This window comes from Rhodosalinus sp. 5P4 (genome assembly GCF_041365695.1).
Lineage (GTDB): Bacteria > Pseudomonadota > Alphaproteobacteria > Rhodobacterales > Rhodobacteraceae > Rhodosalinus.
Genome location: NZ_JBGFSJ010000003.1, coordinates 160,932 through 187,913, shown reverse-complemented (window position 1 = coordinate 187,913; position 26,982 = coordinate 160,932). Strand labels below are relative to the sequence as shown.

The following is a 26,982-nucleotide window of genomic DNA, read 5'->3' as shown; positions in this document are numbered from 1 at the left end:
GAGACGGACCGGCACAAGGTTCGCGAAGGTCCGACCGACAGGGGATTGGATGGGACTTTTCTTCCTGAGGCGGCTGTGGGTGATGATCCTCACGGCGCTGTGCCTGACCTTCATCGTCTTCTTCCTGACGAACCTCTACCCCAACCTCGAGAAGCTCGCGAAAACCCAGGGCAACATGCGCATGACCGACGCCGAGGTCACGCAGTGGCTCGACAACCGCGGCTATCTCGCGCCGGTGCCGGTGAAATACGCCCAGTGGCTCGGCGTGGCGCCGGGCTGGACGCGCGACGACACCCGCAACGGCGAGGCGGTGGTGCGCGGGCGGTGCATCGACGGCGCGGTCACGCCCGAGGAAGCGGCCGAGGCGCCGCGCTTCTGCGGCGTGCTGCAGGGCGACTGGGGCTATTCCACCGTGTTCCGCCAGCCCGTCGCTGGCATCATCGGCGAGCGGCTGGGGCTGACCGGCCGGCTGATGCTGTGGACGATGATCCTGATGGTGCCCTCGGCGCTCGTTCTGGGCGTTCTGGCCGGGATGCGCGAGGGCTCGCGCACCGACCGCACGCTCTCGACGGTCGCGATCACCACGACGGCCACCCCGGAATACGTCTCGGGCGTGATCCTGATCGCGGTCTTCGCCTCCTCCGCCGTCGGGCTCAGATGGTTCAAGGGCACCGCCACCTCCGCGATGGAGAACCCGAATTTCGAGAACTTCTTCCTGCCGGTGCTGACCATCGCGCTTTACGGGATGGGGTACATCGCGCGGATGACGCGCGCTTCCATGGCCGAGGTGATGACGGCGCAGTACATCCGCACCGCGCGGCTGAAGGGCGTGTCCTTTCCCAACATCGTGTTGCGCCACGCGCTCCGGAACGCGCTCATCGCGCCCTTCACCGTCATCATGCTTCAGTTCCCGTGGCTGCTGAACGGCGTCGTGATCGTCGAGACGCTCTTCAACTACAAGGGCTTCGGCTGGACGCTGGTGCAGGCGGCGGGCAACAACGACATCGAGCTGCTGCTCGCGGTCTCGGTTGTGTCGGTGGTTGTGGTGCTGGTCACCCAGCTCATTTCCGACATCGGCTACGTCTATCTCAACCCGCGCATCAGCGTCGCCTGAGAGGGAGGGCAGGAACATGGAACCGCTTACCTGGACCGGCGATCTCGGCTCCGTCCTCACCCCGACCATGATGGCCGCCGTCGCGGTCTTCGCGCTGGCCCTCCTGGGCAACTGGGCCCTGTCGCTCGTGGGCGCGAAGTCGGGCGAGATCGCCTACGAGAACGGCGAGGCGGTGATGCTCAGCCGCGCGCCGCTCGACTACACGCTCATGGCGATGAAATTCGCGATCCTGCTCTTCCTGGCCTGCTGCGCCGCCTATGTGGTGGCGGGCATGGTCATCGGGAACCTGGAGACGGTGGGGATCATCGGCGCGATGGCGGGCCGCCTGACCCCGGTCTGGATCGCGCTCGTCCTGACCTTCGCGCTGTCGATCACCTACAAGCGCCGGCTGGGGCTTTACGGCAAGCTCTTCGACAGCATGATCGGGATGATCGGCTTCGGCATCGTCATGTTCTGGGTCTTCGCGGCCATCTTCGGCGGCCCGTTCGACATGATCGTGACCCATGGCGAACTTCAGCAGGTCTCGGGTATGAAGAACGAGCCGCCCGGCTCGCCGGTGCCGGGCGCGGCCGAGAGCGGGCTCTACCCCTACTACCTGCTGGGCGGCGACAACCTCGCGCGGGACGTGTTCTCGCGCATGATCAAGGGCGCGTGGGAGGTGATGAAGATCGCGCCCTTCGCCACGCTCTTCGCCTTCATGGTGGGGATCACGCTGGGGCTGCCCGCGGGCTACTACGGCGGCCGGCTGGACACCTTCCTGTCCTTCCTCGCCAACCTGATCCTCGCCTTCCCGGTGATCCTGCTCTTCTACCTCCTGGTGACGCCCGAGATCGTGGAAACGGGCATCCCCGTCTTCATGGCCGCGGTCCTCTTCCTCTTCCCGATCCTCTTCGTGGCCGTGATGATCAATTCCCGCTTCTACACGCGACCGGGCGTGCGCACGCCGGTGCTGGCGGTCGTGCTGGTCCTGCTGGGCTGGCTCTACCTGTCCCTCGTCCATCAGCAGGACACGAAGATCGACTTCCTGCCCGCCTCGCTCTCCTGGTTCGACCTTTTCGACATCCCCGGCGGCATCCTCGTGGTCTTCGTCGCGGTGATGTTCGTGAACTCGCCCACCGTCTTCCGCATCGTCCGCGGGCTCGTGCTGGACATCAAGACGCGCGACTACGTGGCGGCGGCGCAGACCCGCGGCGAGGGCAAGTGGTACATCATGCTGTGGGAGATCCTGCCCAACGCACGCGGGCCGCTGATCGTCGATTTCTGCCTGCGCATCGGATACACCACCATCCTGCTGGGCACGCTCGGGTTCTTCGGCCTCGGCCTGCCGCCGGAATCTCCCGACTGGGGCTCGACGATCAACGAGGGGCGCAAGCTCCTGTCGATCTACCTCCACCCGGCCCTGCCGCCGGCGCTGTCGCTCCTGAGCCTCGTGCTGGGCCTCAACCTGCTCGCCGACGGTTTGCGGGAGGAGTCGCTGCGCGACTAGGCCCAGAAGAAGCCCCTGCTTCTTCTTGGTTGAAAATACTCCGGGGGTCCGGGGGCGGCGCCCCCGGGTGTCCCTTGAAAAACAAGACCAGCTCCGAACGGGGAGGAAGACATGGCGAAACGGGACTATGACGGTCCGATCCTCGAGATCGACAAGCTTTCGATCTCGTTCTTCACGCGGCTGCGCGAGATCCCGGCGGTCATGGATTTCTCCGTGATGGTCCAGCCGGGCGAAGCGGTCGGCCTGGTGGGCGAGTCGGGCTGCGGCAAGTCCACCGTGGCGCTGGGGGTGATGCAGGACCTCGGCGTCAACGGCAAGATCGTGGGCGGCACCATCAAGTTCAAGGGCCGGGACATGGGCGAGATGTCCGCCGACGATCTGCGCAAGATCCGCGGCTCCGAGATCGCGATGATCTACCAGGAGCCAATGGCCTCGCTCAACCCGGCGATGCGGGTGGGCAAGCAGCTCATGGAAGTGCCGATGATCCACGAGGGCGTCTCCGAGAAGGAGGCCTACCAGAGGGCGCTGGAGGTGGTCAGCGACGTCAAGCTTCCCGACCCCGAGCGCATCCTGAAAAGCTATCCGCACCAGCTTTCGGGCGGGCAGCAGCAGCGCATCGTCATCGCCATGGCGCTCATGGCGAACCCCTCTCTGCTGATCCTGGACGAGCCCACCACCGCGCTCGACGTGACGGTGGAGGCCGCGGTCGTCGAGCTGGTGAAGGATCTCGGGCGCAAGTACGGCACCTCGATGCTCTTCATCTCCCACAATCTGGGGCTCGTGCTCGAGACCTGCGACCGGATCTGCGTGATGTATTCCGGCGAGGCGGTGGAGCGTGGCGACATCGACACCGTCTTCAACAAGATGCGCCACCCCTACACCCAGGCGCTCTTCCGCACGATCCCGCTGCCCGGCGCGAACAAGACCGAACGTCCGCTCAAGGCCATTCCGGGCAACTTCCCCCTGCCCCACGAGCGTCCCAGGGGCTGCAACTTCGGTCCGCGCTGCGACTACTTCGAGGAGGGCGTCTGCGACCAGGGCCACATCTACATGGAGGACGTGGACAAGGAAGGCACCCACGAGACGCGTTGCCTGCGCTGGAAGGACATCGACTGGGACGCCCCGATGCAGGCCGAGGCGCACAAGGGCCGCGCCGAGATCGGGCCCGTCGTGCTCAAGATGGAGAACCTGAAGAAATACTACGAGGTCGCGGCCAGCGCGCTTTTCGGGGGCGGCGAGAAACGCGTCGTCAAGGCCAACGAGACGCTGTCCTTCGAGGCACGGGAATCCGAAACCCTCGCGATCGTGGGAGAGTCGGGCTGCGGCAAGTCGACCTTCGCCAAGGTGCTCATGGGGCTCGAGACCGCGACCGACGGGCAGATCCTGCTCGACAACCGCAACATCGAACAGACGCCCATCGAGCAGCGCGACACCAAGACCATCGCCGACGTGCAGATGGTGTTCCAGAACCCGTTCGACACGCTGAACCCCTCCATGACCGTCGGGCGGCAGCTCATCCGGGCGCTGGAGATCTTCAAGATCGGCAGCTCCGAGAAGGACCGGCGCGAGCGGATGCTCAGGCTGCTCGACCTCGTTAAACTGCCGCGGGAATTCGCCGACCGGATGCCGCGCCAGCTCTCCGGCGGGCAGAAGCAGCGCGTCGGCATCGCGCGCGCTTTCGCCGGCGATGCGCGCATCGTGGTCGCGGACGAGCCGGTGTCGGCGCTCGACGTGAGCGTGCAGGCCGCGGTCACCGATCTGCTGATGGAGATCCAGAACGAGCACAAGACGACGCTCATCGTGATCGCGCATGACCTGTCGCTGGTGCGCTATCTCGCGGACCGGGTGATGGTGATGTATCTCGGCCATGTCGTCGAGATCGGCGACACCGAGCAGGTGTTCGCCCCGCCCTACCACCCCTACACCGAGGCGCTTCTGTCGGCCGTGCCCATCGCCGACACCCATGTCGAGAAGAAGAGCATCGTGCTCGAGGGCGAGATCCCTTCGGCGATGAACCCGCCGCCCGGATGCCCGTTCCAGACCCGGTGCCGCTGGAAATCCAAGGTGCCGGGGAACAAGTGCGAGACCGAGGTGCCGCCGATGATCCAGCTGGCCTCGGGCCACCAGGTGAAATGCCATCTGCCGGAAGAGGAATTCCGCCAGATGGAGCCGGTCATCACCATCGCGGCGGAGTGAGCGCGAGACGGCGACCGGGCCCCTCGGCCCGGCGCTGCCTCAGGGGCGCTCAGCGTCCCAGGATCGCCCGGACGTAGGTCTGCGTTTCGACGAAAGGGGGGACGTCTCCGTGGCGTTTCACTGCGCCGGGGCCGGCATTGTAGGCCGCGAGCGCGAGACGCCAGTCGCCGAACGCGCGGTACTGTTCGACGAGATAGCGCGCGCCACCGTCGAGGTTCTCGTGCGGGTCCGCCGGGTCGACGCCCAGAAGTCGCGCGGTACCGGGCATGAGCTGCGCGAGGCCGATCGCGCCCTTGTGCGAGACGGCCCGCGGGTTCCAGCCCGATTCCTGCTGCACCAGGCGCAGGAACAGATCCTCGGGCACCCCGTGCCGGCGCGCGGCCTGCCGTGCGACGGCAAGATAGGGACCGTCATAGCGCCCTTCGAAACGCGGCGCCGCCTCGTCCCACTTCGTGGGCACCTTTGCGCGCGGCGGCTGGAGGCGCACGGAGTCGTTGTATTGCCTTGCAAGCCGCGTATCGAGCAGCTTCGTCTGCGACGAGAAGATGTGCGCCCGGCTCTTGGACGACAGCACATCTGCCACCGCGAGGGTCGGCAGCGACGCAACGATCGCGGCGACGCAAAGGTTCCCTGCCCGTCTCATCGCGTGTCCTCCCTTTTCCCGGACAGAAAGACGATATCATATCCGAAGGATCTCGGCGCCCCGTTGCCGTCGAAAGGCTACGACGGATGCGCCCTGCCGGCAACAGCGCGGTCTTCCCGGCCCCGGGCAGGGGACTGGCGCGGGTCGTTTCAAGTTTTACCTTTTCTTCAGCCCCGCCGGGTGATGTAACCTGCGCGAGGCACGCAAGCGACGGAGGCGGACATGGCAGGCTCGGTGAACAAGGTGATCCTGATCGGCAATCTCGGCCGCGACCCGGAGGTGCGGTCGTTCCAGAACGGCGGCAAGGTCTGCAATCTCCGCGTCGCTACCTCCGAGACGTGGAAGGACCGCAACACCGGCGAGCGCCGCGAACGCACGGAGTGGCACAACGTCGCCATCTTCAACGAGGCGCTGGTGCGCCTGGCCGAGCAATATCTCCGCAAGGGCTCCAAGGTCTATCTCGAGGGCAAGCTCGAAACCCGCAAGTGGCAGGACCAGTCCGGGCAGGATCGCTACACCACGGAGGTCGTGCTGCGTCCCTACCAGGGCGAGATGACCTTTCTCGACGGTCGCGAGGGCAGCGGAGGCGGCGGTGGTGGCGGCGATTACGGCGGCGGCTACGGCGGGGGGTATGGCGGCGACCGAGGCGCGCCGGAACCCGCGCCCGCGGGAGGATCGAGCCGCGATTTCGACGACGAGATCCCGTTCTGAGCCGCCGCGCCGGACACCGGGCCTTGGGACGACACACCCGACCCCCTAGATACATCACATGACCTGGTCTTTCCCAATCGGCCGGCTTTTCGGCTCCGAGCTTCGCGTGCACGCCACCTTCTTCCTGCTCCTTCTCTGGGTGGGCTGGGTGGCCTTCTCCGACGGCGGCTGGCCCGCCGCGCTGGAAAACATCCTCTTCGTGGCGGCGCTCTTCGCCTGTGTCGTGGCGCATGAGTTCGGCCACGCGCTCACCGCGCGGCGCTACGGCATCCGCACGCCCGACATCACGCTGCTGCCCATCGGCGGGCTCGCCCGGCTGGAGTCCATGCCCGAAAAACCCGGCCAGGAGATCCTCGTGGCCCTCGCCGGTCCCGCGGTCAACGTGGCGATCTGGGCGATCCTCGTGGTCGTCCTGGGCGCCGAGACCGATCTGGAGAAGCTCGCCCAGATCGAGCACACGACCGAGGGGTTCCTGGGCCGGCTCGCCCTCGTGAACCTGTTCATCGCGGTTTTCAACCTGCTGCCCGCCTTCCCGATGGACGGGGGCCGGGTCTTCCGCGCGACGCTCAGCATCTTCATGGACCGCGTGCGCGCCACGCGGGTCGCCGCGACCGGCGGACAGGTCCTGGCCTTCGCGCTCGGGCTTCTGGGTCTGACCTCCGGCAACCCGATCCTGCTGCTGATCGCCTTCTTCGTCTTCATCGCCGCGGGCGCGGAAAGCAACGACGTGGCGATGCGCGACCTTTCGCGCCGGATGATGGCGCGGGAGGCGATGATCACCACCTTCGACGCGCTCTCGCCCGACGACACGGTGTCGGCGGCGGGCGCGGCGCTGATCCGTACCACCCAGCACGAATTCCCGGTTCTGGACGCGGACGGGCAGTTCGTCGGGCTGCTCACCCGGAACGCCATCTTCGCCGAGACGGCCGAGGGCCGGACCACGCGCCCCGTGCACGAGGTGATGGAGACCGAGATCCCGAAGGTGGGCCTTGGCGAGGGGCTGGAGGGCGTCTTCGACGCGATGTACCGCCAGAACGCGCCCGCCGTGGCGGTCACGCGCCGCACGGGCGAGTTCGTGGGCTACATCACGCGCGAGAACGTGGGCGAGCTGATGATGTTGAACGGGCGGCGCGGTTCCTGAGGCGTCACGCGCATGTCGCACGGGCAGGGGACAGTCGGCGGCGGAACGCGCTGAGGAGACCCCGCCATGACCGACTTCCCGCCTCCCGTCGTCTCGATCGAGGACGTGCTCGCCGATCCGGGGCTCACCGACGCAAACCCGCGGCGCGGCGAGTTTGAGGCGCGCTTCGCCTTCATCGGACGCTCTCGCCACCGAGGGCCTCGGCATCAACCTCACCGTGGTGCCGCCACGCTCCAAGGCTTTCCCGCGGCACTACCACTACGTGAACCATGACCTCTTCGTGATTTTCGACGGCATCGGCGTGCTCCACCACGGGGAGGAGGATCACGCGCTGAAGCCCCTCGACGTGGTGTTCATCCGCGCCGGTACCGGCATCCCCTTCCAGATCGAGAATACGGGCGATCGGGAGAGGCGCTATCTCGCGCTCTCTACCCTGATCCCCGCGGATGTCTTCCACTACCCCGACGGTGACAAGTACGGCGTCATGGCGGCCGGCACGCCCTTCCGCGACCTCGCCTCGGGCAATCTCGCGCGATTCTCGCACTGGTTCCGCCGCGACTCGGCGGTAGGCTACTGGGACGGCGAGGTGGAAGAGGGCTAAGCCGACGCCGCCCGCGCGGCCAGGGCCTCGTCCAGGAGACCGCGCACCGCCTCCGGCGGGACGTCCGAGGTGACGAAGGCGCGGCCGATGCCGCGGGCCAGCACGAAGCGCAGCCGCCCGTCCACCACCTTCTTGTCCTGCGCCATGAGCGCGAGCAGGCCATCGGCGTCGGGCAGCGGCCCGGGAATGTCTGAAAGATCGGTCTTCATGCCCATGGCCCGAAGATGGGCGCGCACGCGCCCTGGCTCCTCCTGGCTGCAAAGGCCGAGCCGGGCGGAGAGCTCGAAGGCGAGCGCGCAGCCCACCGCAACCCCCTCGCCATGGAGCAGCCGGTCGGAATAGCCCGTCGCCGCCTCGAGCGCATGGCAGAAGGTGTGGCCGAGGTTGAGCAGCGCGCGATCGCCCTGCTCGGTCTCGTCGCGCGCGACGATCCCGGCCTTCATCTCGCAGGAACGGCGCACGGCGCGGATGCGCGCGGCCTCGTCGCCCGCGGCGAGGGCGGGGCCCGCGCCCTCCAGCCACTCGAAGAAGTCGGCGTCGCCCAGAAGGCCGTATTTCACGACCTCGCCGTAGCCCGCGAGGAAATCGCGCGCGGGCAAGGTCGACAGCGCCCCGGTGTCGGCCAGCACGAGGCTCGGCTGGTGGAACGCGCCCACGAGGTTCTTGCCATGGCCGGTGTTGATAGCGGTCTTGCCCCCCACGGAGCTGTCCACCTGCGCCAGCAGCGTCGTGGGCACCTGCACGAAGCGCACGCCCCGGCGCAGGATCGCGGCAGCGAAGCCCGCCAGATCGCCGATGACGCCGCCGCCGAGCGCCACCACGACGTCGCGCCGCTCCACCCGCTCGTCGAGCAGCCACTCCACCGCGCGGCGAAGCTGCTCCCAGCCTTTCGTCGCCTCGCCGGGGGGCAGCGCGAGCGCGGTGCAGCCGATGCCGGACGCCGCGAGCCCCGCGCGAAGCGCGTCGAGATGATGCGCGGCCACCGTCTCGTCGGTGATGACGGCAACGTGCGGGCGCGCGAGCAGCGGGCCGATCTCCGCTCCCGCGCGGGCGACGAGGCCCGGACCGATGCGGATGTCGTAGCTTCGCGCGCCGAGCGCGACGGCAACGGTCTCGATCCTGCTCATTCGGGATCCTCCCAGAGATCGGGCCGGTCCAGCAGCGCCGCCTCCACCCGCGCGGCCATCTCCTCGATGGAGCGGTCGGCGGCGCTGTCGACGACCACGTCGGCCTTGGCGTATTCGGGCTCGCGGCGCGCGCAAAGATCATCGAGCGTCGCGCGCGGATCCGCGGTGCGCAGAAGCGGGCGGGTGTCCTTGTTGCGCACCCTCTGCCAGAGCAGCGCCCGGTCGGCGCGCAGCCAGACGGACACGCCCTGCGCCGCAATGAGGGCGCGGTTGCGCGCGGACAGGAACACGCCGCCGCCGGTGGACAGGACGCCCGGGGCGTCCTGAAGCAGCCGCTCGAGCACCCGGCTTTCCTTCTCGCGGAAGAACGGCTCGCCGTCGCGGGCGAAGATCTCTGCCACGGTGCGGTTCGCGGCGGCCTCTATCTCGGCGTCGCAATCGCGGAAGGGCACGCCCAACCGATGCGCGAGCGCCTTGCCGACCGCGGTCTTGCCCGCGCCCATCATGCCGACCATGACCACCGTCTTGCCGAGTGTCCTGCCCATCTGCGCCCCTTTCAGCCATCCCTCGCCGAAACGCAATCGCTCAGGGGCACTGTCGTGTGCCTGCCGAATTTGCCATATATGTTCCACAACACCCGAACAGGCAGGCAGGTCAAGGGCATGTGGCGTCTTCTCAAATGGCTGGTCTATCTCGCGGTGCTCGCGGCGATCGGCGTGGTGGCATACGCCTATATCGGGCCGTTCTTCGGCGCGGACTTCTCCGCGCCCGCCAAGGAACGGCGCGAACCGGTGATCATCGATGTGCAATAGGGTCGCCGGCGCCCTTGCCGCGCTTGCGCTGCTCGCGCCCATGCCGGGCGCGGCGCAGGAGCCCATGGCGGCGATCGAATGGCTGGAGGAGATGACCCGCGCCCCGATGGAGCGCTCGTCCGGCCCCATGGGCGGCGAACCGCCGATCGCACGCAGCGCCGGCGTGCCCGACATCGCGGTCAGCCCGCTCGGCGCGCTGTCACCCGACGCCGTGGGCCTTCTGCCGACCAACGTCACGGGGTTTCCCGCGACGCTGTGGCAGGCCAGCGCCACCCGAACCCTGATCGATCTGATCGCCGCGCAGCGCGTCGAGGGTCAGCCCGCCATGCAGGCGCTGCTTTATTCGCTGCTCCTGGCCGAGGCCGCGCCGCCCGCCGACGCGGGGCCCGAGGCGCGCCTGCTTCTCGCGCGGATCGACAAGCTCCACGCGCTCGGCGCGGTGGAGCCCGCGCTCGCACTCGTCGAGCGTGCAGGTCCGTCCTCGCCGGCGCTGGCCGCGCGGTGGTTCGACCTCGCGCTTCTGGCCGGCGATCCGGTGGCGGCCTGCGGCGGCCTTGAGCGTCACGCCGCCGCCGCGCCCGACTACGGGGCGCGCGTGTTCTGCCTCGCCCGGCAGGGGCGCTGGGACAGCGCGTCGGCCACGCTGGAGGCGGCGGCGGTGCTCGATGCCCTCACGCCGGTCGAGGCGGATCTCCTGCGCCGTTTCCTCGATCCCGAGGCGTTGGCGGCGCCGGAGCTGCCGCCGGGGCCGCAGCCGGACGCGCTGGACTACCGCCTGCGCGAGGCGATCGGCGCGCCGCTGCCGCCCTCGGCCCTGCCCCGCCCGTTCTCGGTGGCGGCGCTTTCGGGGGATCTGGGCTGGAAGGCGCAGCTTGACGCCGCCGAACGCCTCGCACGGATGGGGGCGATTTCCGAGAACCGGCTCATCGGCATCTACATGCGTCACCAGCCGGCCGCCTCGGGCGGGGTCTGGGATCGCGTCGCGGCGGTGCAACGGCTCGACGCGGCGCTCGAGACGGGCGAGGTGGCGGCCGTCGGCGCGGCGCTACCGCCCGCGTGGCGCGCGATGCGCGACGCGGATCTCGCGGTGCCATTCGCGCGGCTCTTCGGGGCGCGCCTTGCCGCCCTGTCGCTCGACGGCGCGGCCGGCCGGATCGCGTTTTCCGCGGGACTGCTCTCGCCCGATTACGAGGCGGTGGCGCGGGGCCGCGTGCCGGACACGGACGAGGCGCGGTTCCTCGCCGCCCTGGCCGAGGGCAGACCCGCGCGCGTCGCGGCCCCCTCGTCGCGCGCCCAAGCGGTGACGCGTGGCTTCGACCGGGCGCCGCCGGACGCGCTCGCGCGGCAGCTTTCCGAGGGGCGCCTCGGAGAGGCCATCCTGCGCGCCATGGCGCTCTATTCCGCGGGGATCGCGGGCGACCTGCCCGATCTCGCCGACGCGCTGGCGACGTTGCGCGCGGTCGGCCTCGAGGACACGGCGCGGCAGGCCGCGTTGCAGGCCATGCTGCTGGCGCCCGCGCGATGACGGGCTCCGCCCCCGCCCAAAGGGATCGGCGCCGGATCTCGGCGTTTCTCGACGCGCAGGCGGCGGAGCGGGGCGCCGCCCCGAACACGCTTCGCGCCTACGACCGCGACCTGCGGGATTTCGCCGGGTGGCTGGCGGGGCGGGGCACCGACACGGCCGGTGCGGAGAAGGCCGACATCGAGGCCTACCTCGTTGCCTGCGAGGCCGAGGGGCTTTCCGCCGCGACCCGCGCCCGCAGGCTTTCGTCCATCCGGCAGCTTTTTCGCTTCATCCACGAGGAAGGCTGGCGCGGCGACAATCCCGCGCTGCGCCTCGATGGACCTGCCCGGGCGCGCCGCCTGCCCAAGACGCTGTCGCATGACGAGGTCGACCGGATGCTCGCGGCCGCCGATACCACCGGCCGCGACGCGGCGGAACGCGCCCGCAACGCCTGCCTGATGCAGCTTCTCTACGCCACGGGCATGCGGGTGAGCGAGCTTGTGGCGCTGCCCGTCGCCGCGGCGCGCGGGGACCCGCGGATGCTGCTGGTGCGTGGCAAGGGCGGGCGGGAACGCATGGTTCCGCTCTCGCCGCCCGCGCGCGACGCGCTCGCCCGCTGGCTCGCGCTGCGCGACGCGGCGGCGGCGCGGGGCGCCGAGGCCGGGCAGCCGGACTCGCCCTGTCTCTTTCCCTCGCGCGCCAGGTCGGGGCACCTCACGCGCGAGCGGTTCTTCCTGATCGTGAAGGAACTTGCCCGCGCCGCCGGCGTGCCGGCCGAGCGCGTGTCGCCACACACGCTGCGTCACGCCTTCGCCACGCACCTGCTCGAGGGCGGGGCGGATCTGCGCGTGATCCAGACGCTTTTGGGCCACGCGGACCTGTCGACCACCGAGATCTACACCCATGTCCTGGAGGAGCGCCTGCGGAGCCTTGTGCTGCAGCATCACCCGCTCGCCCGCGACAGCTGAGCGGCTTGCACGGTCACGCCGCGGGCCTCATAAGAGACATCGCTTCACCACGCATCAACGGACCCGAGGATGGATCCCGCACAATCCATGATCGACACCGCCTTCTGGCTGACCTCCGGGGGCATCATCCTGCTGCTCATGCTGTCGGCCTTCTTCTCGGGCTCCGAGACGGCGCTGACGGCGGCCTCGCGGGGGAAGCTCCGCGCGCGCGCCGACAAGGGCTCTCGCGGGGCCGAACTCGCGCTCGAGATCACCGAGGACAACGAGCGGCTGATCGGGTCGGTGCTGCTGGGCAACAACCTCGTCAACATCCTGGCCGCCTCGCTCGCCACCGCGCTCTTCACCAAGCTTTTCGGAGAGTCCGGCGTGGCGCTGGCCACGCTGGTAATGACGCTGCTGGTGCTGATCTTCGCGGAAGTGCTGCCCAAGACCTACGCGATCACCAACTCCGAGGCGGCGGCGTCGCTCGTGGCGCCGATCATCCGCGTGATCGTACGGGTGTTCTCGCCGATCGTGTCCGCGGTGCGCTTGCTGGTGCGCGGGGTGCTGCGCCTGTTCGGCGTGAAGACCGACCCCGACAGCCATATCCTCGCCGTGCGCGAGGAGATCGCCGGCGCGCTCCATCTCGGCCACTCCGAGGGCGTGGTCGAGAAGGAGGACCGCGACCGCATCCTGGGCGCGCTCGATCTGGGAGAACGCACGGTGGAGGAGATCATGCTCCACCGGTCGCGCATCGAGATGCTGGACGCCGAGGCGGAGCCTTCCGAGGTTCTGCGCCAGTGCCTCGAAAGCAGCCACACCCGCCTGCCCGTCTATCGCGGCGAGCCCGAAAACATCGTGGGCGTCGTCCATGCCAAGGATCTGCTGCGCACGCTCTACAAGCGCATGTCCGCCCCCGAAGAGGCCACGCTGACCACGACGCTCCAGTCCTTCGACATCGCCGAGGTGATGATGGAGCCCTACTTCATTCCCGACACCACGGCGCTCGACGACCAGATCCGGGAATTCCTGCGGCGGCGGTCGCATTTCGCGCTGGTGGTGGACGAATACGGCTCCATCGAGGGGCTGATCACGCTCGAGGATATCCTCGAGGAAATCGTGGGCGAGATCACAGACGAGTTCGATCCCGACGGCGACCACACGATCCGCAAGGCCGAGGACGGCAACTACATCGTGGACGGCTCGATGACGATCCGCGACCTGAACCGCGCCACGGAGTGGTCGCTGCCCGACGAAGAGGCCAATACCGTGGCGGGGCTGGTCATCCACGAGGCGCAGATGATCCCCACCGTGGGACAGGTCTTTTCCTTCCACGGCTTCCGCTTCGAAGTGACCGGCCGCAAGGACAACCGCATCACGAAACTCAAGATCCGCCCGCTCTGAGCCCGCTCCGGGCGGCGGCCATGGGCGGGACCGCGCGCGTCAGCCTGCCCTGCTCGCGGCAGCGCTCGGCGCGTCCTCCTCCAACTCGTCCTCGTCGTTCACATGCGCCACCCGGGCGCCGGACTTGGATCCGGTGACCACGCCAAGGGATTTCAGCTTGCGGTGCAGCGCGCTGCGTTCCATCCCGACGAAGCTCGCCGTGCGCGAGATGTTGCCACCGAAGCGATTGATCTGGGTCAGAAGATACTCGCGCTCGAACGCCTCGCGCGCCTCGCGCAGCGGCATCGTGGCCACCGCGCCCGAAAGCACCACGCGCCCGTCCTCGGCGGTGCCCGGCGCAACTTCCTGGGGCAGTTCGTGCGCGGCGATGGGCCCGGACCCGTCGCCGAGGATGAGAACCCGCTCGACCAGATTCTTGAGCTGGCGCACGTTTCCGGGCCAGATCATCGTCTGCATGAGCGCCACCGCCTCGTCGGTGAGCTCGCGGCGCGGAAGGCCCTGCGCCTGGTGGATCTCGTCCACGAAATGCCGCGCGAGCAGCGGGATATCCTCGCGCCGGTCCTCGAGCGCGGGCACCGAGATCGGCACCACGTTGAGGCGGTGATAGAGTTCCTGCCGGAAGCGGCCCGCGCCGATCTCGGCCTCGAGGTCGCGGTTGGTGGAGGAGATCACGCGCAGATCGACGCGCACCTTGTCGGCGCCCCCCACGCGCTGGAAGGTCTGGTCCACCATGACGCGCAGGATCTTCGACTGGGTGCCGAGCGGCATGTCCGCCACCTCGTCGAAGTATAGAACGCCGCCATGCGCCTGCTCCAGCAGGCCGGGCTCCACCCCGCGGTCGGTGGTCTCGCGGCCGAAAAGCACCTCTTCCATGCGCTCGGGCGCGATCGAGGCGCAATTCACCGTGACGAACGGCGCCTGCGCGCGGCCCGACCGGGCGTGGACATAGCGTGCGGCCACCTCCTTGCCTGCACCCGCGGGGCCGGTCAGCATCACCCGCCCGTTGGATTTCGTGACCTTGTCGAGCTGGCCCAGCAGCGCGCGGAAGGCCGGGCTTTCACCGATCATCTGCGTCTCGCGGGCGTCGCGGCGCTTCAGGCTCTGGTTCTCGCGGCGCAGCCGCGAGGTTTCCATCGCGCGGCGGATCACCACCATGAGCTGGTCGATGTTGAACGGCTTCTCGATGAAGTCGTAGGCGCCCTGCTTGATCGCCGCCACCGCGATCTCGATGTTGCCGTGACCCGAGATGATGACCACCGGCACGTCCGGGTTGTCGCGCCGCACGCTTTTCAGGATGTCGATCCCGTCCATCCGGCTGTCCTTCAGCCAGATGTCGAGGATCAGAAGCCCGGGCGGCTCGGCGTTGATCGCCGCCATCGCCTCCTCGGAGTTGCCCGCCCGCCGGGTCGCGTAGCCCTCGTCCTCCAGAATGTCCGCGATCAGTTCGCGAATGTCGCGCTCGTCGTCCACAATCAGGATGTCACTCATGCCCTTGCCTCTCCTCTTATTCTGCGGCCGCCGCCCGCGCGCCCCCGGCCAGCGGCAGGCGGATCACGGCCATCGCGCCGCGGTGCTCCGAGCCGTCGAAGGCCGGCGCGTCCTCCAGCGTGAGGGTGCCGCCATGCTCCTCGATGATCTTCTTCACGATGGGCAGGCCGAGGCCGGTGCCCTTCTCGCGGGTGGTCACGTAAGGCTCGAAAAGCCGCGCACGGTCCTCCGGCAGCCCCACCCCGTTGTCGGCAAGGCGCACCGTCGCCCAGCCGCCCTTGGCCTCCAGCGACACGCGGATTTCCGGAACGTGCCCGTCGGGCGCGCCTGTTTCCTGCAGTGTTTCAATCGCTTCACCGGCGTTCTTGATCAGGTTCGTCAGCGCCTGCCCGATCATGGTGGCGTCCAGCTCGGCGATCAAAGGCGTCTCGGGCAGCGCGATGTCGAAGCGCACGCCCGGCTGACCGGCCTCCTGCAACAGCGCGGCGTCGCGCACCAGCGCGACAAGGTCCTCGCTGCGCCGCTCTGGCTCCGGCATCCGGGCGAATTTCGAGAACTCGTCGACGATGCGCCTCAGATCGTCGGTCTGGCGCACGATCACCTCGGTCATCGCGTCGAGCTGCGCGGCCTCCTCCTCCGACAACCCCTTGCGGAACTTGCGGCGAATGCGCTCTGCCGAGAGCTGGATCGGGGTGAGCGGGTTCTTGATCTCGTGGGCGATGCGGCGCGCCACGTCGCCCCAGGCGGCGAGACGCTGCGCCGCCACGAGATCCGTCACGTCGTCGAAGGCCACCACGAACCCTTCCAGGCTTCCATCCTCCCGGCGCCGGGGGGCGATGCGGACCAGCAGGTTCTCCAGCCGGCCCCCGCGCGAGACCTTGATCTCTTCCTGGGCCACCTCGGCGCGGCCCGAGCGCACCCGCTCGAACAGCTCGCCGAATTCCGGCACCGCGACGGAAATGGGCACGAGGCGGCGGTTTTCCTCCCAGCCCAGAAGCCGCTCGGCGGAGCGGTTGACGAAGGCCACGCGGCCCGTCGCGTCCACGCCGACGACGCCCGAGGTGACCGAGCTCAGAACCGAGTCGAACAACCGGCGGCGACGCTCGATCTGGCGCGTGTTGTCGAGCAGCTTCTCGCGCTGGATCTTGAGCTGCCGGGTCATCTGGTTGAAATACCGCCCCAGCATGGCGATCTCGTCGTCGCCCTCTTCCTCCCGGACCTGAACGTCCAGATCGCCGGAGCCCACACGCTGCGCCGCCCCCGCAAGCCGGCCCACCGGCCGCGACAGCCGCTCGGCGAACCAGAGCCCCAGCCAGACCGACGCCAGGATGAGGATTACCGCGAAGCCGAGGTAGAGAAGCCCGAACTCGAAGAGCACCCGGCCGCGTTCGCTTTCGAGCTGCTGGTAGAGCCGCACGGTCTCCTGCGTCTCGTCGAGCAGGCTCAGAAGCTCCCCGTCCACCTCGCGGCTGACGTAAAGATAGCGGTCGGCGAAACGGGTCAGCGGCACGAGGGCGCGGAACTCGTTGTTGTCCCAGTCCTCCACGATCGCCACGCCTTCCGCGGCCGCCATGTCGAAGGCCGCGCGCGCCGGTTCTTCGTAATCGAAGAGGTAGGAGCGTTCGCCCCGGGCGCGGATCTCTCCCGCGCCGTCGATCACGTAGGCCTCGCGCAGCCCGCGCTGGATCTGCGCCTGCCCCTGGGCGAGCAGAACGCGCAGGTCGCCGTCGCTCATGAGGAAGGTGGCGCGATTGTCGGATTCGAGATAACGGGCGAGCGCGCCCGCATCCTCGGCAAGGTCGCGGCGGTGCTCTTCCTCGTAGGCCTGCGCGGCGGCGAGGCTCGAGCCCAGCACGCTGCGCACCCGGTCGGAAAACCATCCCTCGAGGCCGATATTGACGGTGAGGCCGGCGAAGACGGCCACGCTGACCGTCGGGATGAGCGCCATCAGCGCGAAGACGCCGGTCAGCCGCAGGTGCAGCCGCGATCCGGCCGACTGCGCCCTCCGTGCCGCGATCATCTGCACCACACGCTGCAGCACCAGCGCGGCCACGACGAGGACGTAGACGAGATCGGCCAGCAGCACGAGACGCAGGCCGAGCGACGCCGCGCCCTGGTCGAACGGCCCCAGAACGAGGAAGGTGACCAGCGCGAGCACGGGGCCCAGGATCACCAGGCCGAGCGTCGCGGCATTCTGCACCCGCCGCTGACGGCGCAGCCGGTTCACCCGGCTCCAACTCAAGCGCTGTGCCCCAAAGGCCACGACTGTCCTCGCCTGCTCTCGGCGCCACAGGGCACCGCACCGCCACATTTTGTGGTCCTGCCGGTGCGGACAGCGGGGCTGCCGCGCCGGGGCCACGGGTCTGTTGCCCTTTTACATCAATTTGCGGCGCCGTGTCACGCGAATCTCGAGGTCGTTGACCTTCTTGCGAAGCGTATTGCGATTGATGCCGAGAAGGTCGGCGCATTTGGCCTGGTTTCCGCCCGTGGCGTCGAGCGCGATCTCGATGAGCGGCGCCTCCACCTCGCGCAGGACGCGCTGGTAAAGGCCGGGCGGCGGCAGCATCGCGCCATGCAGGTCGAAATAGCGCCGCAGGTGGCGCGCCACCGAGGCCGAGAGCTTCTCGCCGTCGGCCCCCCGGCCTTGCAGGACCGGCTCGGTGCCCGGCTGATCGCCAAGGACCTGTTCGACCTCGGCGCGCGAGATCTCCTCGGCGCGCGAGGTCAGGCTCAGCCTGCGGACCGCGTTCTCGAGCTGGCGCACGTTCCCCGGCCAGCTGTAGAGGCGGACAAGCTCTTCCGCGTCCTCGGAAAATCGCCGCCGCGGCGCACCTTCGCGCTCGGCGCGGGCAAGGAAATGCTCGGCCAGCAGCGCGATGTCCTCCACCCGCTCGCGCAGCGCCGGGACGTGCAGGGTGGCCCCGGTGAGGCGGTAATAGAGATCCCGGCGCAGCCCGCCCTCCTCCATCGCGGCGGCCAGGTCCGCCTGCGAGGTGGCCATGAACCGCGGCACATGCTCGCCCGGCGCATCCATCATGCGCACGATGCGCGCCTGCACGTCGTCCTCGAAATCCGCGATCTCGTCGAGCAGAAGCGTGCCGCCCTTGACCCGCGCAAGCACCCGCGCCGGACCCTCGAGCTCGCGCAGGTCTGCCGCGGCGACGGTGACGAAGGGCAGCGTGCGGCGGTCCGAGAAATCGTGGATGGCCCGGGCGATCAGCGATTTCCCGGTGCCCGATTCGCCGGTGATGAGGACCGGTATGTCGGCGTTCATTACCCGCGCCACCAGGCGGTAGAGTGCCTGCATGGCGGGCGTGCGCCCGACCAGCGGCAGCTCGCCGTCCTCGGCGGGCACGTCGTCCACCGGCACCGACGGAGCGCGGCGGCGCGTCTCGAGCGCGCGGGCGGTGCGCTTCATCAGGTCCGGCAGGTCGAAGGGCTTCGGCAGGTAGTCGTAGGCTTCCGCCTCCGCGGCCTGGATCGCCGTCATGATCGTGTTCTGCGCCGAGATCACGATGACCGGCAGATCCGGGCGATCCTGGGCGATCTTCGGCAGCATCTCGAGCCCGTTCCCGTCGGGCATCATCACGTCCGAGATGACCACGTCGCCCTTCCCCTCGCTCACCCAGCGCAAGAGCGTCGTCAGCGAGGAGGTGGCGTGCACCTTGCATCCCGCGCGCGTCAGCGCCTGCGTCAGCACGGTGCGGATCGTGCGGTCGTCGTCGGCGACGAGAACGGTGCCGTCCATCAGGGGGTCTCCTTCCTGGGTTGGGGCGCGCGGGCGAGCGATATGCGAAAGACGGTGCGTCCGGGCACGGAGCTGACCGAGATCCAGCCGCCGTGATCCGAGACGATCTTGCTGACGAGGGCGAGGCCCAGCCCCGTGCCGTTGTCGCGGCCCGAGACGAAGGGCTCGAAGATGTCGCCGGCCAGCTCTCCGGGCAGGCCGGGGCCGTCGTCGATCACCTCGATCTGCAGGGGCAGCGCCTGGCCGCCGCCATCGGCCCGGCGCAACTTGAAACTGTGCTCGAAATAGGTGTGCAGACGGATCGTGCCGCCCTCGCGCCCGGCGGCCTCGGAGGCGTTCTTCAGGAGATTGAGAAACACCTGAAGCAACTGGTCGGGATCGCCGAGCGCCTGCGGCAGCGAGGGGTCGTAATCCTCGACGATCGTCATGTGGGCGCCGAAACCCAGAAGCGCCGAGCGCCGCGCGCGATCGAGCACGTCGTGGATGTTGAGCGGCCTGAGATCGGGCGGCGTGGCGTTTCCGAACTGTTCGACCTGTTCGAGCAGCTTCACGACGCGGCGTGTCTCGGCAACGATAAGATCCGTAAGTTCAAGGTCGTCCGCGCCGAGGTTCATCGACAGAAGCTGGGCGGCCCCGGCGATCCCGGCCAGCGGGTTCTTGATCTCGTGGGCGAGCATCTCGGCCATGCCGATGGCCGATTTCGCGGCGGACTTCACCGAATGGCTGACGGTCATGCGCCCGGCCAGCTCGCGCGGCGCGATCAGCAGGACCATCGCCCCCGGCGCGCCCGACAGCGGCGCGATCTGGAGGTTGCACTGAAGCGGAGGCCGCTCGCCCGTGCCGACGTCGACGTCGTTGACGAAAAGCGTGGCGTTGTCGCGGCGCGCCCGCTGGAAGCTTTCCTCGATCGGGGCGTCCACGGCCAGCCTGTCCCAGACCGGCTGGCCGGACAGGGACTTCGCGGAGGTGTTGAAGAACCCTTCGGCGGCGGGATTTGCCGCGCTGATCCGATCCGCCGCGTCGATCAGGACGGCGGGCACCGGCAGCGAGTTCCAGATCGGCCCGTCGAGGCTCATGCCGCGCGCCTTTCGCGCGGGGCGAGCGCCTCGGGCAGATACGCCAGCACCTCTCGCGGCGCACCGGTCAGGACGGCGCGGCGCAGGGCGGGCGCGGTTCCGGCGCCGTCCATGTACCAGCCCAGATGCTTGCGCGCGACACGCCCGCCGATCTCGTTGCCGTAAAAGCTCAGCATTGCCTCGTAATGCCTTGCCACCAGATCGGAAAGCTCCCGCCCGTCGGGGGCCGCCGGCAGCGGCCGCCCAGCCAGGCGCGCGGCGATCTGCGCCAGAAGCCAGGGCCGCCCCTGCGCGCCGCGCCCCACCATCACGCCGTCCGCGCCCGAGGCGCGGAGCGCGGCGCGCGCGCTCTCCGCCCCGGTGATGTCTCCGTTGGCGATCACCGGGATGCGAACCGCGGCCCGGACGTGCGCGATGGCGCGCCAGTCGGCACGTCCCTTGTAGAACTGGCACCGCGTGCGCCCGTGGATCGTGATCATCTGCACGCCCGCCGCCTCGGCCCGCCGCGCGATCTCCGGCGCGTTGAGGCACTGCTCGTCCCAGCCCAGACGGGTCTTGAGCGTGACCGGCACCGATACCGCGCCGACAACCGCCTCGATCAGGCGGAGCGCGCGCTCGGGCTCTCGCAGAAGCGCAGAGCCCGACAGCCCGCCCACCACCTTCTTGGCGGGACACCCCATGTTGATGTCGATCAGGCGCGCGCCGTTGGCTTCCACCATCCGCGCGGCGTCCGCCATCCACCGGCGATCGCGCCCGGCAAGCTGCACGGCGGTGCCCGCCCGGTCGAAGCCCAGTTCCGCACGCTCGCGCACCCCCGGTTTCGCCTGCACCATTTCCTGGCTGCCCACCATCTCGCTCACCACGAGGCCCGCGCCGAAAGAGGCCACCAGATCGCGATAGGGCCGATCGGTGATGCCCGCCATGGGGGCGAGGAACACGGGTGGGTCGAGGGTGCGCCCTGCCAGAGTAATGCTCAACTGCCTAATCCTTGTGCACGCCCTCCAGCTAACCCGTGCCAAGGCGATGGACAAGTTGCCCGCGACGCTTTTGACCCGTGCCACCCGCCGTCTGCCCATTTCTTGGGCGCTCGACGCCGGGACATTGCCTTGCGTCGAAGCAGCGCCTAGACAACCGGCAGGCAAAGCCGGGAGACGCCATGCGCATCGCCGCCATCATCGTCGCCGCGGGACGCGGTTCGCGCGCGGGCGGGGGGACGCCGAAGCAATGGCGCCCGCTCGCCGGGCGGCGCGTTGTCGACTGGGCCGTCGCCGCGTTCGCACGCCATCCCCGCGTCGCCGAAACCATGCTCGTCATCCATCACGGGGACCGGGCGCTCGCCCCCGGGGGCGTCCGGCTCGTCGAGGGCGGCGCGACGCGCGCGGCCTCCGTCCGGGCGGGGCTCGAGGCGCTCGGCGGCAGCGATGTCACCCATGTGCTGATCCATGACGTCGCGCGCCCCGGCGTGTCGGCCGCGGTGATCGACCGGGTGATCGCGGCCCTTGCGACCGCGGACGCCGCGGCACCCGCCCTGCCCGTGACCGATGCGCTGTGGCGCGGGGCGGCGGGCCGGGTCGCGGGAACCGCATCTCGCGAGGGCCTCTGGCGGGCGCAGACGCCGCAGGGCTTCCGCCTCGCTCCGATCCTGGCCGCCCACCGGCACCATGACGGCACGGCCGCCGACGATGTGGAGGTTGCGCGCGCCGCGGGCCTCGAGGTCGCGATCGTCCCGGGCGAGGAGGCCAACCTGAAGATCACCGCGCCCGAGGATTTCGCGCGGGCCGAACGGGAGATGACGGGAATGCAGCTTCGGCTCGGGAATGGCTACGACGTGCACCGTTTCGGCCCCGGCGACCACGTGATGCTGTGCGGCGTGAAAGTGCCGCATGGCAAGGGGTTGGAGGGCCATTCGGATGCGGATGTGGGGATGCACGCGGTCACCGACGCGCTTTACGGCGCGCTGGCCGAGGGCGACATCGGCCGGCATTTCCCGCCATCGGACCCGCAATGGAAAGGCGCGGCGAGCCACATCTTCCTCGCCCATGCCGCGGATCTCGTGGCGAAGCGCGGCTGGCGGATCGCCAACATCGATTGCACGCTGGTGTGCGAGCGCCCGAAGATCGGGCCGCATGCCACTGAAATGCAGACCGAACTCGCGCGCATCGCGGGGATGGATCCCGTCTGCGTGAGCGTGAAGGCCACCACCAGCGAGGGGCTGGGCTTCACCGGCCGGGAGGAGGGCATCGCCGCGATCGCGACGGCCGCCCTGGTGCGGCCATGAACCGGCTCGTCGCCACCGTCTTCGGGCTGGGCCACCTGCGCCCGGGCCCGGGCACCTGGGCCTCTGCCGCGGCCCTGCCCATGGCCTGGGCGCTTCACGCGCTGGGCGGCTTCGCCCTGCTCGCGCTGGCCACGGTCGCCGTGGCCGCGCTGGGATGGCGCGCGGTGGCGGCGGAGCTCTCGGGCCGGCCGGAGGACGACCCCTCGGAATTCGTCGTGGACGAAGTCGTGGGCCAATGGATCGCAATCTGGCCAGTCTCGGCGGGCGCCACGCTTCTCGGCCTGCCGGTGACGGCGCTCTGGCCGGGCTGGCTCGCCGCCTTCCTCCTTTTCCGTTTCTTCGATATACTGAAGCCCGGGCCGGTCGGCTGGGCGGACCGGCGCCACGGCGCGACGGGCGTCATGCTCGACGACATCCTCGCAGGCGTCCTTGCCGGGCTCGGCGTGGTCCTTCTTGCCGCCTTCGCCCATGGAGTGATGATGCGATGATCACGCAGCAGACCCTCGTCATGCGCTACCGCGATGCGGGCCGTCGCGTCACGACGGCGGAAAGCTGCACGGGGGGCCTGCTTTCGGCGCGCATCACCGAGCAGCCGGGCAGTTCCCACGTCTTCGAACGGGGCTTCGTCACCTATTCCAACCGCGCCAAGCAGGAGATGCTGGGCGTGGAGGCCGAGACGCTCGCGGCCCAGGGCGCGGTGAGCGAGGCGGTGGCGCGCGAGATGGCCGAAGGCGCGCTCGCACGGGCGCACGCCGATGTCGCGATCGCCATCACCGGCATCGCCGGGCCGGGCGGATCCGAGACGAAGCCCGAGGGCCGCGTCTGTTTCGCGCTCGCCGTGGAGGGGCGCAAAACGCTGATCCAGACGGTGGAGTTCGGCCCGCTCGGTCGCGAGAACGTGCGCCGCGCGTCGGTGGATCACGCCATGTCGATGCTCGACGCGGTGGTCGACGGCGCGCCCTGACCCTAGCCCACCGTGGCCGTGCCGGGGCTGCCGTAAAGGTCATAGGCCCGCGCCTCGAACGCGCGCACGATCCGCTGCATCGCCTCGTAGAAGAAGAGCCCCGCGGCACGCTGCATGATCCGGTTCTTGAACTCGAAATCCACCTGGAAGCTCACCTCGCACCCCTCGGGCCTGTCGCGGAATTTCCAGTTGGAGTGCATGTGGCGGAACGGGCCGTCGAGATATTCCGTGTCGATCCGCCGCGTGTCGGGCCAGAGCGTCACGCGGCTGCCGAACCGCTCCCGGAACACCTTGAACGAGATGACGAGATCGGCCTCCATGATCTCGCCCGTCTCGCCGTCGGGCGACGTCACGGGGCGGCGCGAGCGCACCCGGGCCGCGGCCGTCCATGGCAGGAACTCGGGATAGCGCGCGACGTCGGCCACCAGGTCGTACATCTGCGCTGCGCTGTAGGGCAGCGTGCGGGTTTCGGAATGGGTTGGCATGCCTTGGGGCCGATTTCCTCCGTGACAGTGGCCGCCCATGTCGTATGGTGCGGCCGGAAAATCAAGGGGCAGGCATGGCGGAGCGGCCTTATGTCATCGACGAGCTGATCTCGGCGAAGGCCATCGCGGCGCGCATCGAGGCGCTCGCCCACGAGATCGAGCGCGCCTTCGCGGGCACCGACAAGCTGGTGGTCGTGGGGCTTTTGCGCGGCTCCTTCGTGTTCATCGCCGATCTCGTGCGCGAACTCGATCTGCCGGTGGAGGTCGATTTCATGGAGACGTCCTCTTACGGCAACTCCACCGAATCGAGCCGCGAGGTGCGTATCCTGAAAGACCTTCGCGGCAAGATCGCGGGGCGCGACGTGCTGGTCGTCGAGGATATCGTGGACACGGGCCACACGCTGGCCCACGTTCTCAACCTTCTGACCTCCCGCCGGCCTGCACGGCTCAAGAGCATCGCGCTTCTGGACAAGCCCGCGCGACGCGAAGTGGAGGTGGTGGCCGACTGGACTGGATTCGAGATCCCAGATGCCTTCGTGGTGGGCTACGGCATCGATTACGCTCAGCGAAACCGCAACCTGCCCTATATCGGCGCGGTGCGCTTCACCTGATGTATCTGGGCTGGCTGCTTCGGCTTTACAGGTGGTCCCGTCGTCCGCCCTCTCGCGCGTTGCGCTGGACCGTCGGGGGTGTGCTGGCACTCGCCGCGGTCATCTGGGCGCTCGAGACATGGCTGGGCCTGCCCGACTGGATGCAGATGGACCGCCCGCCGCGCCTCACCCCGATGCCCCGCTGAACCGCCGGGCCGTGCGGGAGCGCGCAGACGTTGCGCGCAGAAATGGTTGATGATTTGTTACGCATCTCAGGCATACTGACCGCGCATGTCCAAATAGGGAGACACGTCATGAAGACCAAGGTGATCGCTCTGGCCGCCGCGGCCGCGCTTGTCGCGCCCGCCGCTTTTGCGCAAGACGACTTTTCGGCGCAGCTCAAGGCGCGGCAAGGCCAGTTCCGCATCATGGCGCTGAACATCGGCGTTCTGGGCGGCATGGCCCAGGGCAAGATCGACTATGACGCCGAGGCGGCGCAGATCGCGGCCGATTCCCTGGTGGCGATCAGCGGGGTGCACCAGGGCAAGCTCTGGCCCGAAGGCACCGACGAGGTGATGCTGGACGGCACGCGCGCCAAGGCGGCGATCTGGGAAAACTTCGACGATTTCGCCTCGAAATGGGGGGATTTCGGCGAACAGGCCGCCGCGATGCAGGCGGTCGCCGGCGACGGGCTGGACGCCGTGGGCCCCGCCCTGCAGCAGCTCGGCGGCACCTGCAAGGCGTGCCACGACGAGTATCGCGCGCCCGAAGACTGATCCCGCGCCATGCGCCGCCTCCTGACAGGTTTCATCGTGCTCGCCGCCCTGATCGGGGCGGCGGGCTGGTTTCTGAGCGCCCCGCAACGCGCCGACGCCGCGCTCTATGCCGGGCTGGAGGGCGACCCGGCCGCGGGCGAGAGGATCTTTCACGCCGCGGGCTGCGCGTCCTGCCATGCCGCCCCGGACGCGGAGGGCGAGGCCCGGCTGGTGCTGGCCGGCGGCGCGCGGTTCGAAAGCGATTTCGGAACCTTCGTCGCGCCCAACATCTCTCCGGATCCGGACGCGGGCATCGGCGGATGGAGCCTCGAAGCGTTCGCCACCGCGCTGACGAAGGGCGTTGCGCCGGACGGGCGGCATTACTACCCCGCCTTTCCCTACACGGCCTACGCCAAGATGGCGCCGCAGGACGTGGCCGATCTGAAGGCCTACATGGACAGGCTGCCCCCCTCGGACGCCGGAAGCGCGCCGCACGAGGTCGGGTTTCCCTTCACCCTGACGCGCGGGATCGGGCTTTGGAAACGCGCCTTTCTCGACGAGGGGTGGGTCGTGACGGATGCGCCCGGCGCGGAACTGGAGCGCGGCCGCTACCTTGTCGAGGCGCTGGGCCATTGCGCCGAATGCCACACCCCGCGAAACTTCGCCGGCGCGCTCGACATCGGGCGCTGGATGACGGGAGCTCCCAATCCTTCGGGGCGCGGGCGCATTCCCGCGATCACGCCCGACGAGCTTGGCTGGGACGCGTCCGAAATCGCCTGGTATCTCGAGTCGGGTTTCACGCCGGACTACGACAGCGCGGGCGGCAGCATGGCCAAGGTGGTCACCGGCCTTTCAAAGTTGCCCGACGAGGATCGCGCGGCGATCGCGGCCTATCTGCTGGCCCTGCCCCGCGACGGGTGAAAGGCCGCCGGGGCCGGGCCGTTCAGGACGCGTCCTGCCCCAGGCGGGCCAGCCGATTCTCCCGAAGCCGGGCGAAATCCTCGCCCGCGTGGTAGGACGAGCGCGTGAGCGGGGTCGCGGACACCATCAGGAACCCCTTGCCCCAGGCCGCCTTCTCGTAGGAGCGGAACTCGTCCGGCGTGATGAAGCGATCGACCCGGTGATGCTTCGAGGTGGGCTGGAGGTACTGACCGATCGTCAGGAAATCCACGTCCGCCGAGCGCATGTCGTCCATCACCTGCAGCACCTGCGCGCGCGCCTCGCCGAGGCCGACCATGACGCCCGACTTGGTGAAGATCGTCGGATCGATCTCCTTCACCCGCTGCAAGAGGCGCAGGGAATGGAAGTAGCGCGCGCCGGGCCGCACCTCGGGATAGAGCCCCGGCACCGTCTCGAGGTTGTGATTGAAGACGTCCGGCCGCGCCTCGACCACGGTTTCGAGGGCGGAGTCGGCGCAGCGCAGGAAATCGGGCGTCAGCACCTCGATCGTGGTCTCGGGGCTGCGGTGGCGGATCGCGCGGATGGTCTGCGCGAAATGCTCCGCCCCGCCATCCTCGAGGTCGTCGCGGTCCACGCTTGTGATGACGACATGGTTGAGGCCGAGCTTCTCGACCGCGTGGGCCACGCGCCCCGGCTCGAACACGTCGAGCGCCTCGGGCCGCCCGGTCGCCACGTTGCAGAACGTGCAGCCGCGAGTGCAGATCTCGCCCATGATCATCATGGTGGCGTGACCCTGGCTCCAGCATTCGCCGACATTGGGGCAGCCCGCCTCCTCGCAGACGGTGACGAGGCGGTTCTCGCGGATGATGTCGCGGGTTTCCTTGTAGCCCTCGCTCACCGGCGCCTTGACGCGGATCCAGTCGGGCTTGCGCGGCCGCTCGGTATCGGGGCGGTGCGCCTTTTCGGGGTGGCGCTGGGCGGGGTCGGCGAGGTCGCGCATCATGCCTCCGGG

At 69.2% G+C, this 26,982-nt stretch carries 27 protein-coding genes; 17 read left to right on the top strand and 10 right to left on the bottom strand.

What is annotated here, in order from left to right; all coding sequences use genetic code 11:
• Positions 1 to 49: 49 nt before the first annotated feature.
• The 3 genes from AB6A69_RS06535 (at position 50) to AB6A69_RS06525 (ending at position 4,796) form a co-directional block, all read left to right on the top strand.
• Positions 50 to 1,114, top strand: coding sequence for an ABC transporter permease (locus AB6A69_RS06535; RefSeq protein ID WP_371038438.1), 1,065 nt, complete (start codon positions 50 to 52; stop codon positions 1,112 to 1,114).
• 16 nt (positions 1,115 to 1,130) lie between these two features.
• Complete coding sequence (locus tag AB6A69_RS06530; protein WP_371060166.1) at positions 1,131 to 2,600, top strand: ABC transporter permease; 1,470 nt, start codon at positions 1,131 to 1,133, stop codon at positions 2,598 to 2,600.
• Positions 2,601 to 2,711: 111 nt separating this feature from the next.
• Positions 2,712 to 4,796, top strand: a complete 2,085-nt coding sequence (locus AB6A69_RS06525; RefSeq protein WP_371060165.1) for a dipeptide ABC transporter ATP-binding protein — start codon at positions 2,712 to 2,714, stop codon at positions 4,794 to 4,796.
• 49 nt (positions 4,797 to 4,845) lie between these two features.
• Here AB6A69_RS06525 and AB6A69_RS06520 read toward each other — a convergent pair whose 3' ends face one another.
• Positions 4,846 to 5,439: a lytic transglycosylase domain-containing protein gene (locus tag AB6A69_RS06520; RefSeq protein ID WP_371060164.1), complete on the bottom strand. Its 594-nt coding sequence runs from the start codon at positions 5,437 to 5,439 to the stop codon at positions 4,846 to 4,848.
• A gap of 222 nt (positions 5,440 to 5,661) precedes the next feature.
• On the opposite strand from AB6A69_RS06520, the gene ssb reads away from it, so the two are divergent.
• The 3 genes from ssb to AB6A69_RS06505 all read left to right on the top strand — a co-directional run bounded on the left by ssb (position 5,662) and on the right by AB6A69_RS06505 (position 7,892).
• Positions 5,662 to 6,150: a single-stranded DNA-binding protein gene (gene ssb, locus AB6A69_RS06515; RefSeq protein WP_371038442.1), complete on the top strand. Its 489-nt coding sequence runs from the start codon at positions 5,662 to 5,664 to the stop codon at positions 6,148 to 6,150.
• Positions 6,151 to 6,208: 58 nt separating this feature from the next.
• Positions 6,209 to 7,291, top strand: coding sequence for a site-2 protease family protein (locus AB6A69_RS06510; protein ID WP_371060163.1), 1,083 nt, complete (start codon positions 6,209 to 6,211; stop codon positions 7,289 to 7,291).
• 154 nt (positions 7,292 to 7,445) lie between these two features.
• Positions 7,446 to 7,892, top strand: coding sequence for a cupin domain-containing protein (locus AB6A69_RS06505; RefSeq protein WP_371060162.1), 447 nt, complete (start codon positions 7,446 to 7,448; stop codon positions 7,890 to 7,892).
• Here the strand turns inward: AB6A69_RS06505 and aroB are convergent.
• On the bottom strand, positions 7,889 to 9,019 hold the full coding sequence (aroB, locus tag AB6A69_RS06500; RefSeq protein ID WP_371060161.1) for a 3-dehydroquinate synthase: 1,131 nt from the start codon (positions 9,017 to 9,019) through the stop codon (positions 7,889 to 7,891). The genes AB6A69_RS06505 and aroB overlap by 4 nt on opposite strands.
• A complete protein-coding gene (locus tag AB6A69_RS06495; protein ID WP_371060160.1) occupies positions 9,016 to 9,564 on the bottom strand; it encodes a shikimate kinase in 549 nt (182 codons plus the stop codon). Before AB6A69_RS06495 ends, aroB begins: the two co-directional genes overlap by 4 nt.
• Before the next feature lie 78 nt (positions 9,565 to 9,642).
• On the opposite strand from AB6A69_RS06495, the gene AB6A69_RS06490 reads away from it, so the two are divergent.
• From AB6A69_RS06490 to AB6A69_RS06475, 4 genes are all read left to right on the top strand, one after another.
• Positions 9,643 to 9,831 carry a hypothetical protein gene (locus AB6A69_RS06490; protein WP_371060367.1) on the top strand — a complete coding sequence of 63 codons (189 nt, stop codon included), beginning with the start codon at positions 9,643 to 9,645 and terminating at the stop codon, positions 9,829 to 9,831.
• Positions 9,821 to 11,356, top strand: a complete 1,536-nt coding sequence (locus AB6A69_RS06485; protein WP_371060159.1) for a hypothetical protein — start codon at positions 9,821 to 9,823, stop codon at positions 11,354 to 11,356. Before AB6A69_RS06490 ends, AB6A69_RS06485 begins: the two co-directional genes overlap by 11 nt.
• Positions 11,353 to 12,303 (top strand): site-specific tyrosine recombinase XerD, encoded by a 951-nt coding sequence (locus AB6A69_RS06480; protein WP_371060158.1) that lies wholly within the window; start codon positions 11,353 to 11,355, stop codon positions 12,301 to 12,303. The genes AB6A69_RS06485 and AB6A69_RS06480 overlap by 4 nt, the downstream gene beginning before the upstream one ends.
• Before the next feature lie 69 nt (positions 12,304 to 12,372).
• Positions 12,373 to 13,686: an HlyC/CorC family transporter gene (locus tag AB6A69_RS06475; protein WP_371038449.1), complete on the top strand. Its 1,314-nt coding sequence runs from the start codon at positions 12,373 to 12,375 to the stop codon at positions 13,684 to 13,686.
• Positions 13,687 to 13,725: 39 nt separating this feature from the next.
• Here AB6A69_RS06475 and AB6A69_RS06470 read toward each other — a convergent pair whose 3' ends face one another.
• The 5 genes from AB6A69_RS06470 to dusB all read right to left on the bottom strand — a co-directional run bounded on the left by AB6A69_RS06470 (position 13,726) and on the right by dusB (position 20,975).
• The gene (locus tag AB6A69_RS06470; protein ID WP_371038450.1) at positions 13,726 to 15,174 is read right to left on the bottom strand and encodes a sigma-54-dependent transcriptional regulator; all 1,449 of its coding nucleotides are present in this window, start codon (positions 15,172 to 15,174) and stop codon (positions 13,726 to 13,728) included.
• Between the two features lie 16 nt (positions 15,175 to 15,190).
• Positions 15,191 to 17,485 (bottom strand): ATP-binding protein, encoded by a 2,295-nt coding sequence (locus AB6A69_RS06465; protein WP_371060157.1) that lies wholly within the window; start codon positions 17,483 to 17,485, stop codon positions 15,191 to 15,193.
• Positions 17,486 to 17,548: 63 nt separating this feature from the next.
• On the bottom strand, positions 17,549 to 18,922 hold the full coding sequence (locus AB6A69_RS06460) for a response regulator (protein WP_371060156.1): 1,374 nt from the start codon (positions 18,920 to 18,922) through the stop codon (positions 17,549 to 17,551).
• Complete coding sequence (locus AB6A69_RS06455) at positions 18,922 to 19,998, bottom strand: nitrogen regulation protein NR(II) (RefSeq protein WP_371055464.1); 1,077 nt, start codon at positions 19,996 to 19,998, stop codon at positions 18,922 to 18,924. Before AB6A69_RS06455 ends, AB6A69_RS06460 begins: the two co-directional genes overlap by 1 nt.
• Positions 19,995 to 20,975, bottom strand: coding sequence for a tRNA dihydrouridine synthase DusB (dusB, locus tag AB6A69_RS06450; protein ID WP_371060155.1), 981 nt, complete (start codon positions 20,973 to 20,975; stop codon positions 19,995 to 19,997). The genes AB6A69_RS06455 and dusB overlap by 4 nt, the downstream gene beginning before the upstream one ends.
• A gap of 179 nt (positions 20,976 to 21,154) precedes the next feature.
• On the opposite strand from dusB, the gene AB6A69_RS06445 reads away from it, so the two are divergent.
• From AB6A69_RS06445 to AB6A69_RS06435, 3 genes are read left to right on the top strand one after another with little or no spacing between them, the layout of a single operon-like run.
• The gene (locus AB6A69_RS06445) at positions 21,155 to 22,276 is read left to right on the top strand and encodes a bifunctional 2-C-methyl-D-erythritol 4-phosphate cytidylyltransferase/2-C-methyl-D-erythritol 2,4-cyclodiphosphate synthase (protein WP_371060154.1); all 1,122 of its coding nucleotides are present in this window, start codon (positions 21,155 to 21,157) and stop codon (positions 22,274 to 22,276) included.
• A complete protein-coding gene (locus AB6A69_RS06440) occupies positions 22,273 to 22,764 on the top strand; it encodes a phosphatidylglycerophosphatase A (protein ID WP_371060153.1) in 492 nt (163 codons plus the stop codon). The genes AB6A69_RS06445 and AB6A69_RS06440 overlap by 4 nt, the downstream gene beginning before the upstream one ends.
• Positions 22,761 to 23,240 (top strand): CinA family protein, encoded by a 480-nt coding sequence (locus AB6A69_RS06435; protein ID WP_371060152.1) that lies wholly within the window; start codon positions 22,761 to 22,763, stop codon positions 23,238 to 23,240. Before AB6A69_RS06440 ends, AB6A69_RS06435 begins: the two co-directional genes overlap by 4 nt.
• Positions 23,241 to 23,242: 2 nt before the next feature.
• Here AB6A69_RS06435 and AB6A69_RS06430 read toward each other — a convergent pair whose 3' ends face one another.
• Positions 23,243 to 23,725, bottom strand: coding sequence for a type II toxin-antitoxin system RatA family toxin (locus AB6A69_RS06430; protein ID WP_371060151.1), 483 nt, complete (start codon positions 23,723 to 23,725; stop codon positions 23,243 to 23,245).
• 74 nt (positions 23,726 to 23,799) lie between these two features.
• On the opposite strand from AB6A69_RS06430, the gene hpt reads away from it, so the two are divergent.
• The 4 genes from hpt (at position 23,800) to AB6A69_RS06410 (ending at position 25,991) form a co-directional block, all read left to right on the top strand.
• Positions 23,800 to 24,336 carry a hypoxanthine phosphoribosyltransferase gene (gene hpt / locus AB6A69_RS06425; protein ID WP_371055469.1) on the top strand — a complete coding sequence of 179 codons (537 nt, stop codon included), beginning with the start codon at positions 23,800 to 23,802 and terminating at the stop codon, positions 24,334 to 24,336.
• Positions 24,337 to 24,395: 59 nt separating this feature from the next.
• Positions 24,396 to 24,521, top strand: a complete 126-nt coding sequence (locus tag AB6A69_RS06420; RefSeq protein ID WP_371060150.1) for a hypothetical protein — start codon at positions 24,396 to 24,398, stop codon at positions 24,519 to 24,521.
• A gap of 108 nt (positions 24,522 to 24,629) precedes the next feature.
• Positions 24,630 to 25,091: a cytochrome c gene (locus tag AB6A69_RS06415; RefSeq protein ID WP_371038934.1), complete on the top strand. Its 462-nt coding sequence runs from the start codon at positions 24,630 to 24,632 to the stop codon at positions 25,089 to 25,091.
• Between the two features lie 9 nt (positions 25,092 to 25,100).
• The gene (locus AB6A69_RS06410) at positions 25,101 to 25,991 is read left to right on the top strand and encodes a c-type cytochrome (protein WP_371060149.1); all 891 of its coding nucleotides are present in this window, start codon (positions 25,101 to 25,103) and stop codon (positions 25,989 to 25,991) included.
• A gap of 22 nt (positions 25,992 to 26,013) precedes the next feature.
• Here AB6A69_RS06410 and lipA read toward each other — a convergent pair whose 3' ends face one another.
• Positions 26,014 to 26,970: a lipoyl synthase gene (gene lipA, locus AB6A69_RS06405; RefSeq protein ID WP_371038936.1), complete on the bottom strand. Its 957-nt coding sequence runs from the start codon at positions 26,968 to 26,970 to the stop codon at positions 26,014 to 26,016.
• Positions 26,971 to 26,982 lie beyond the last annotated feature (12 nt).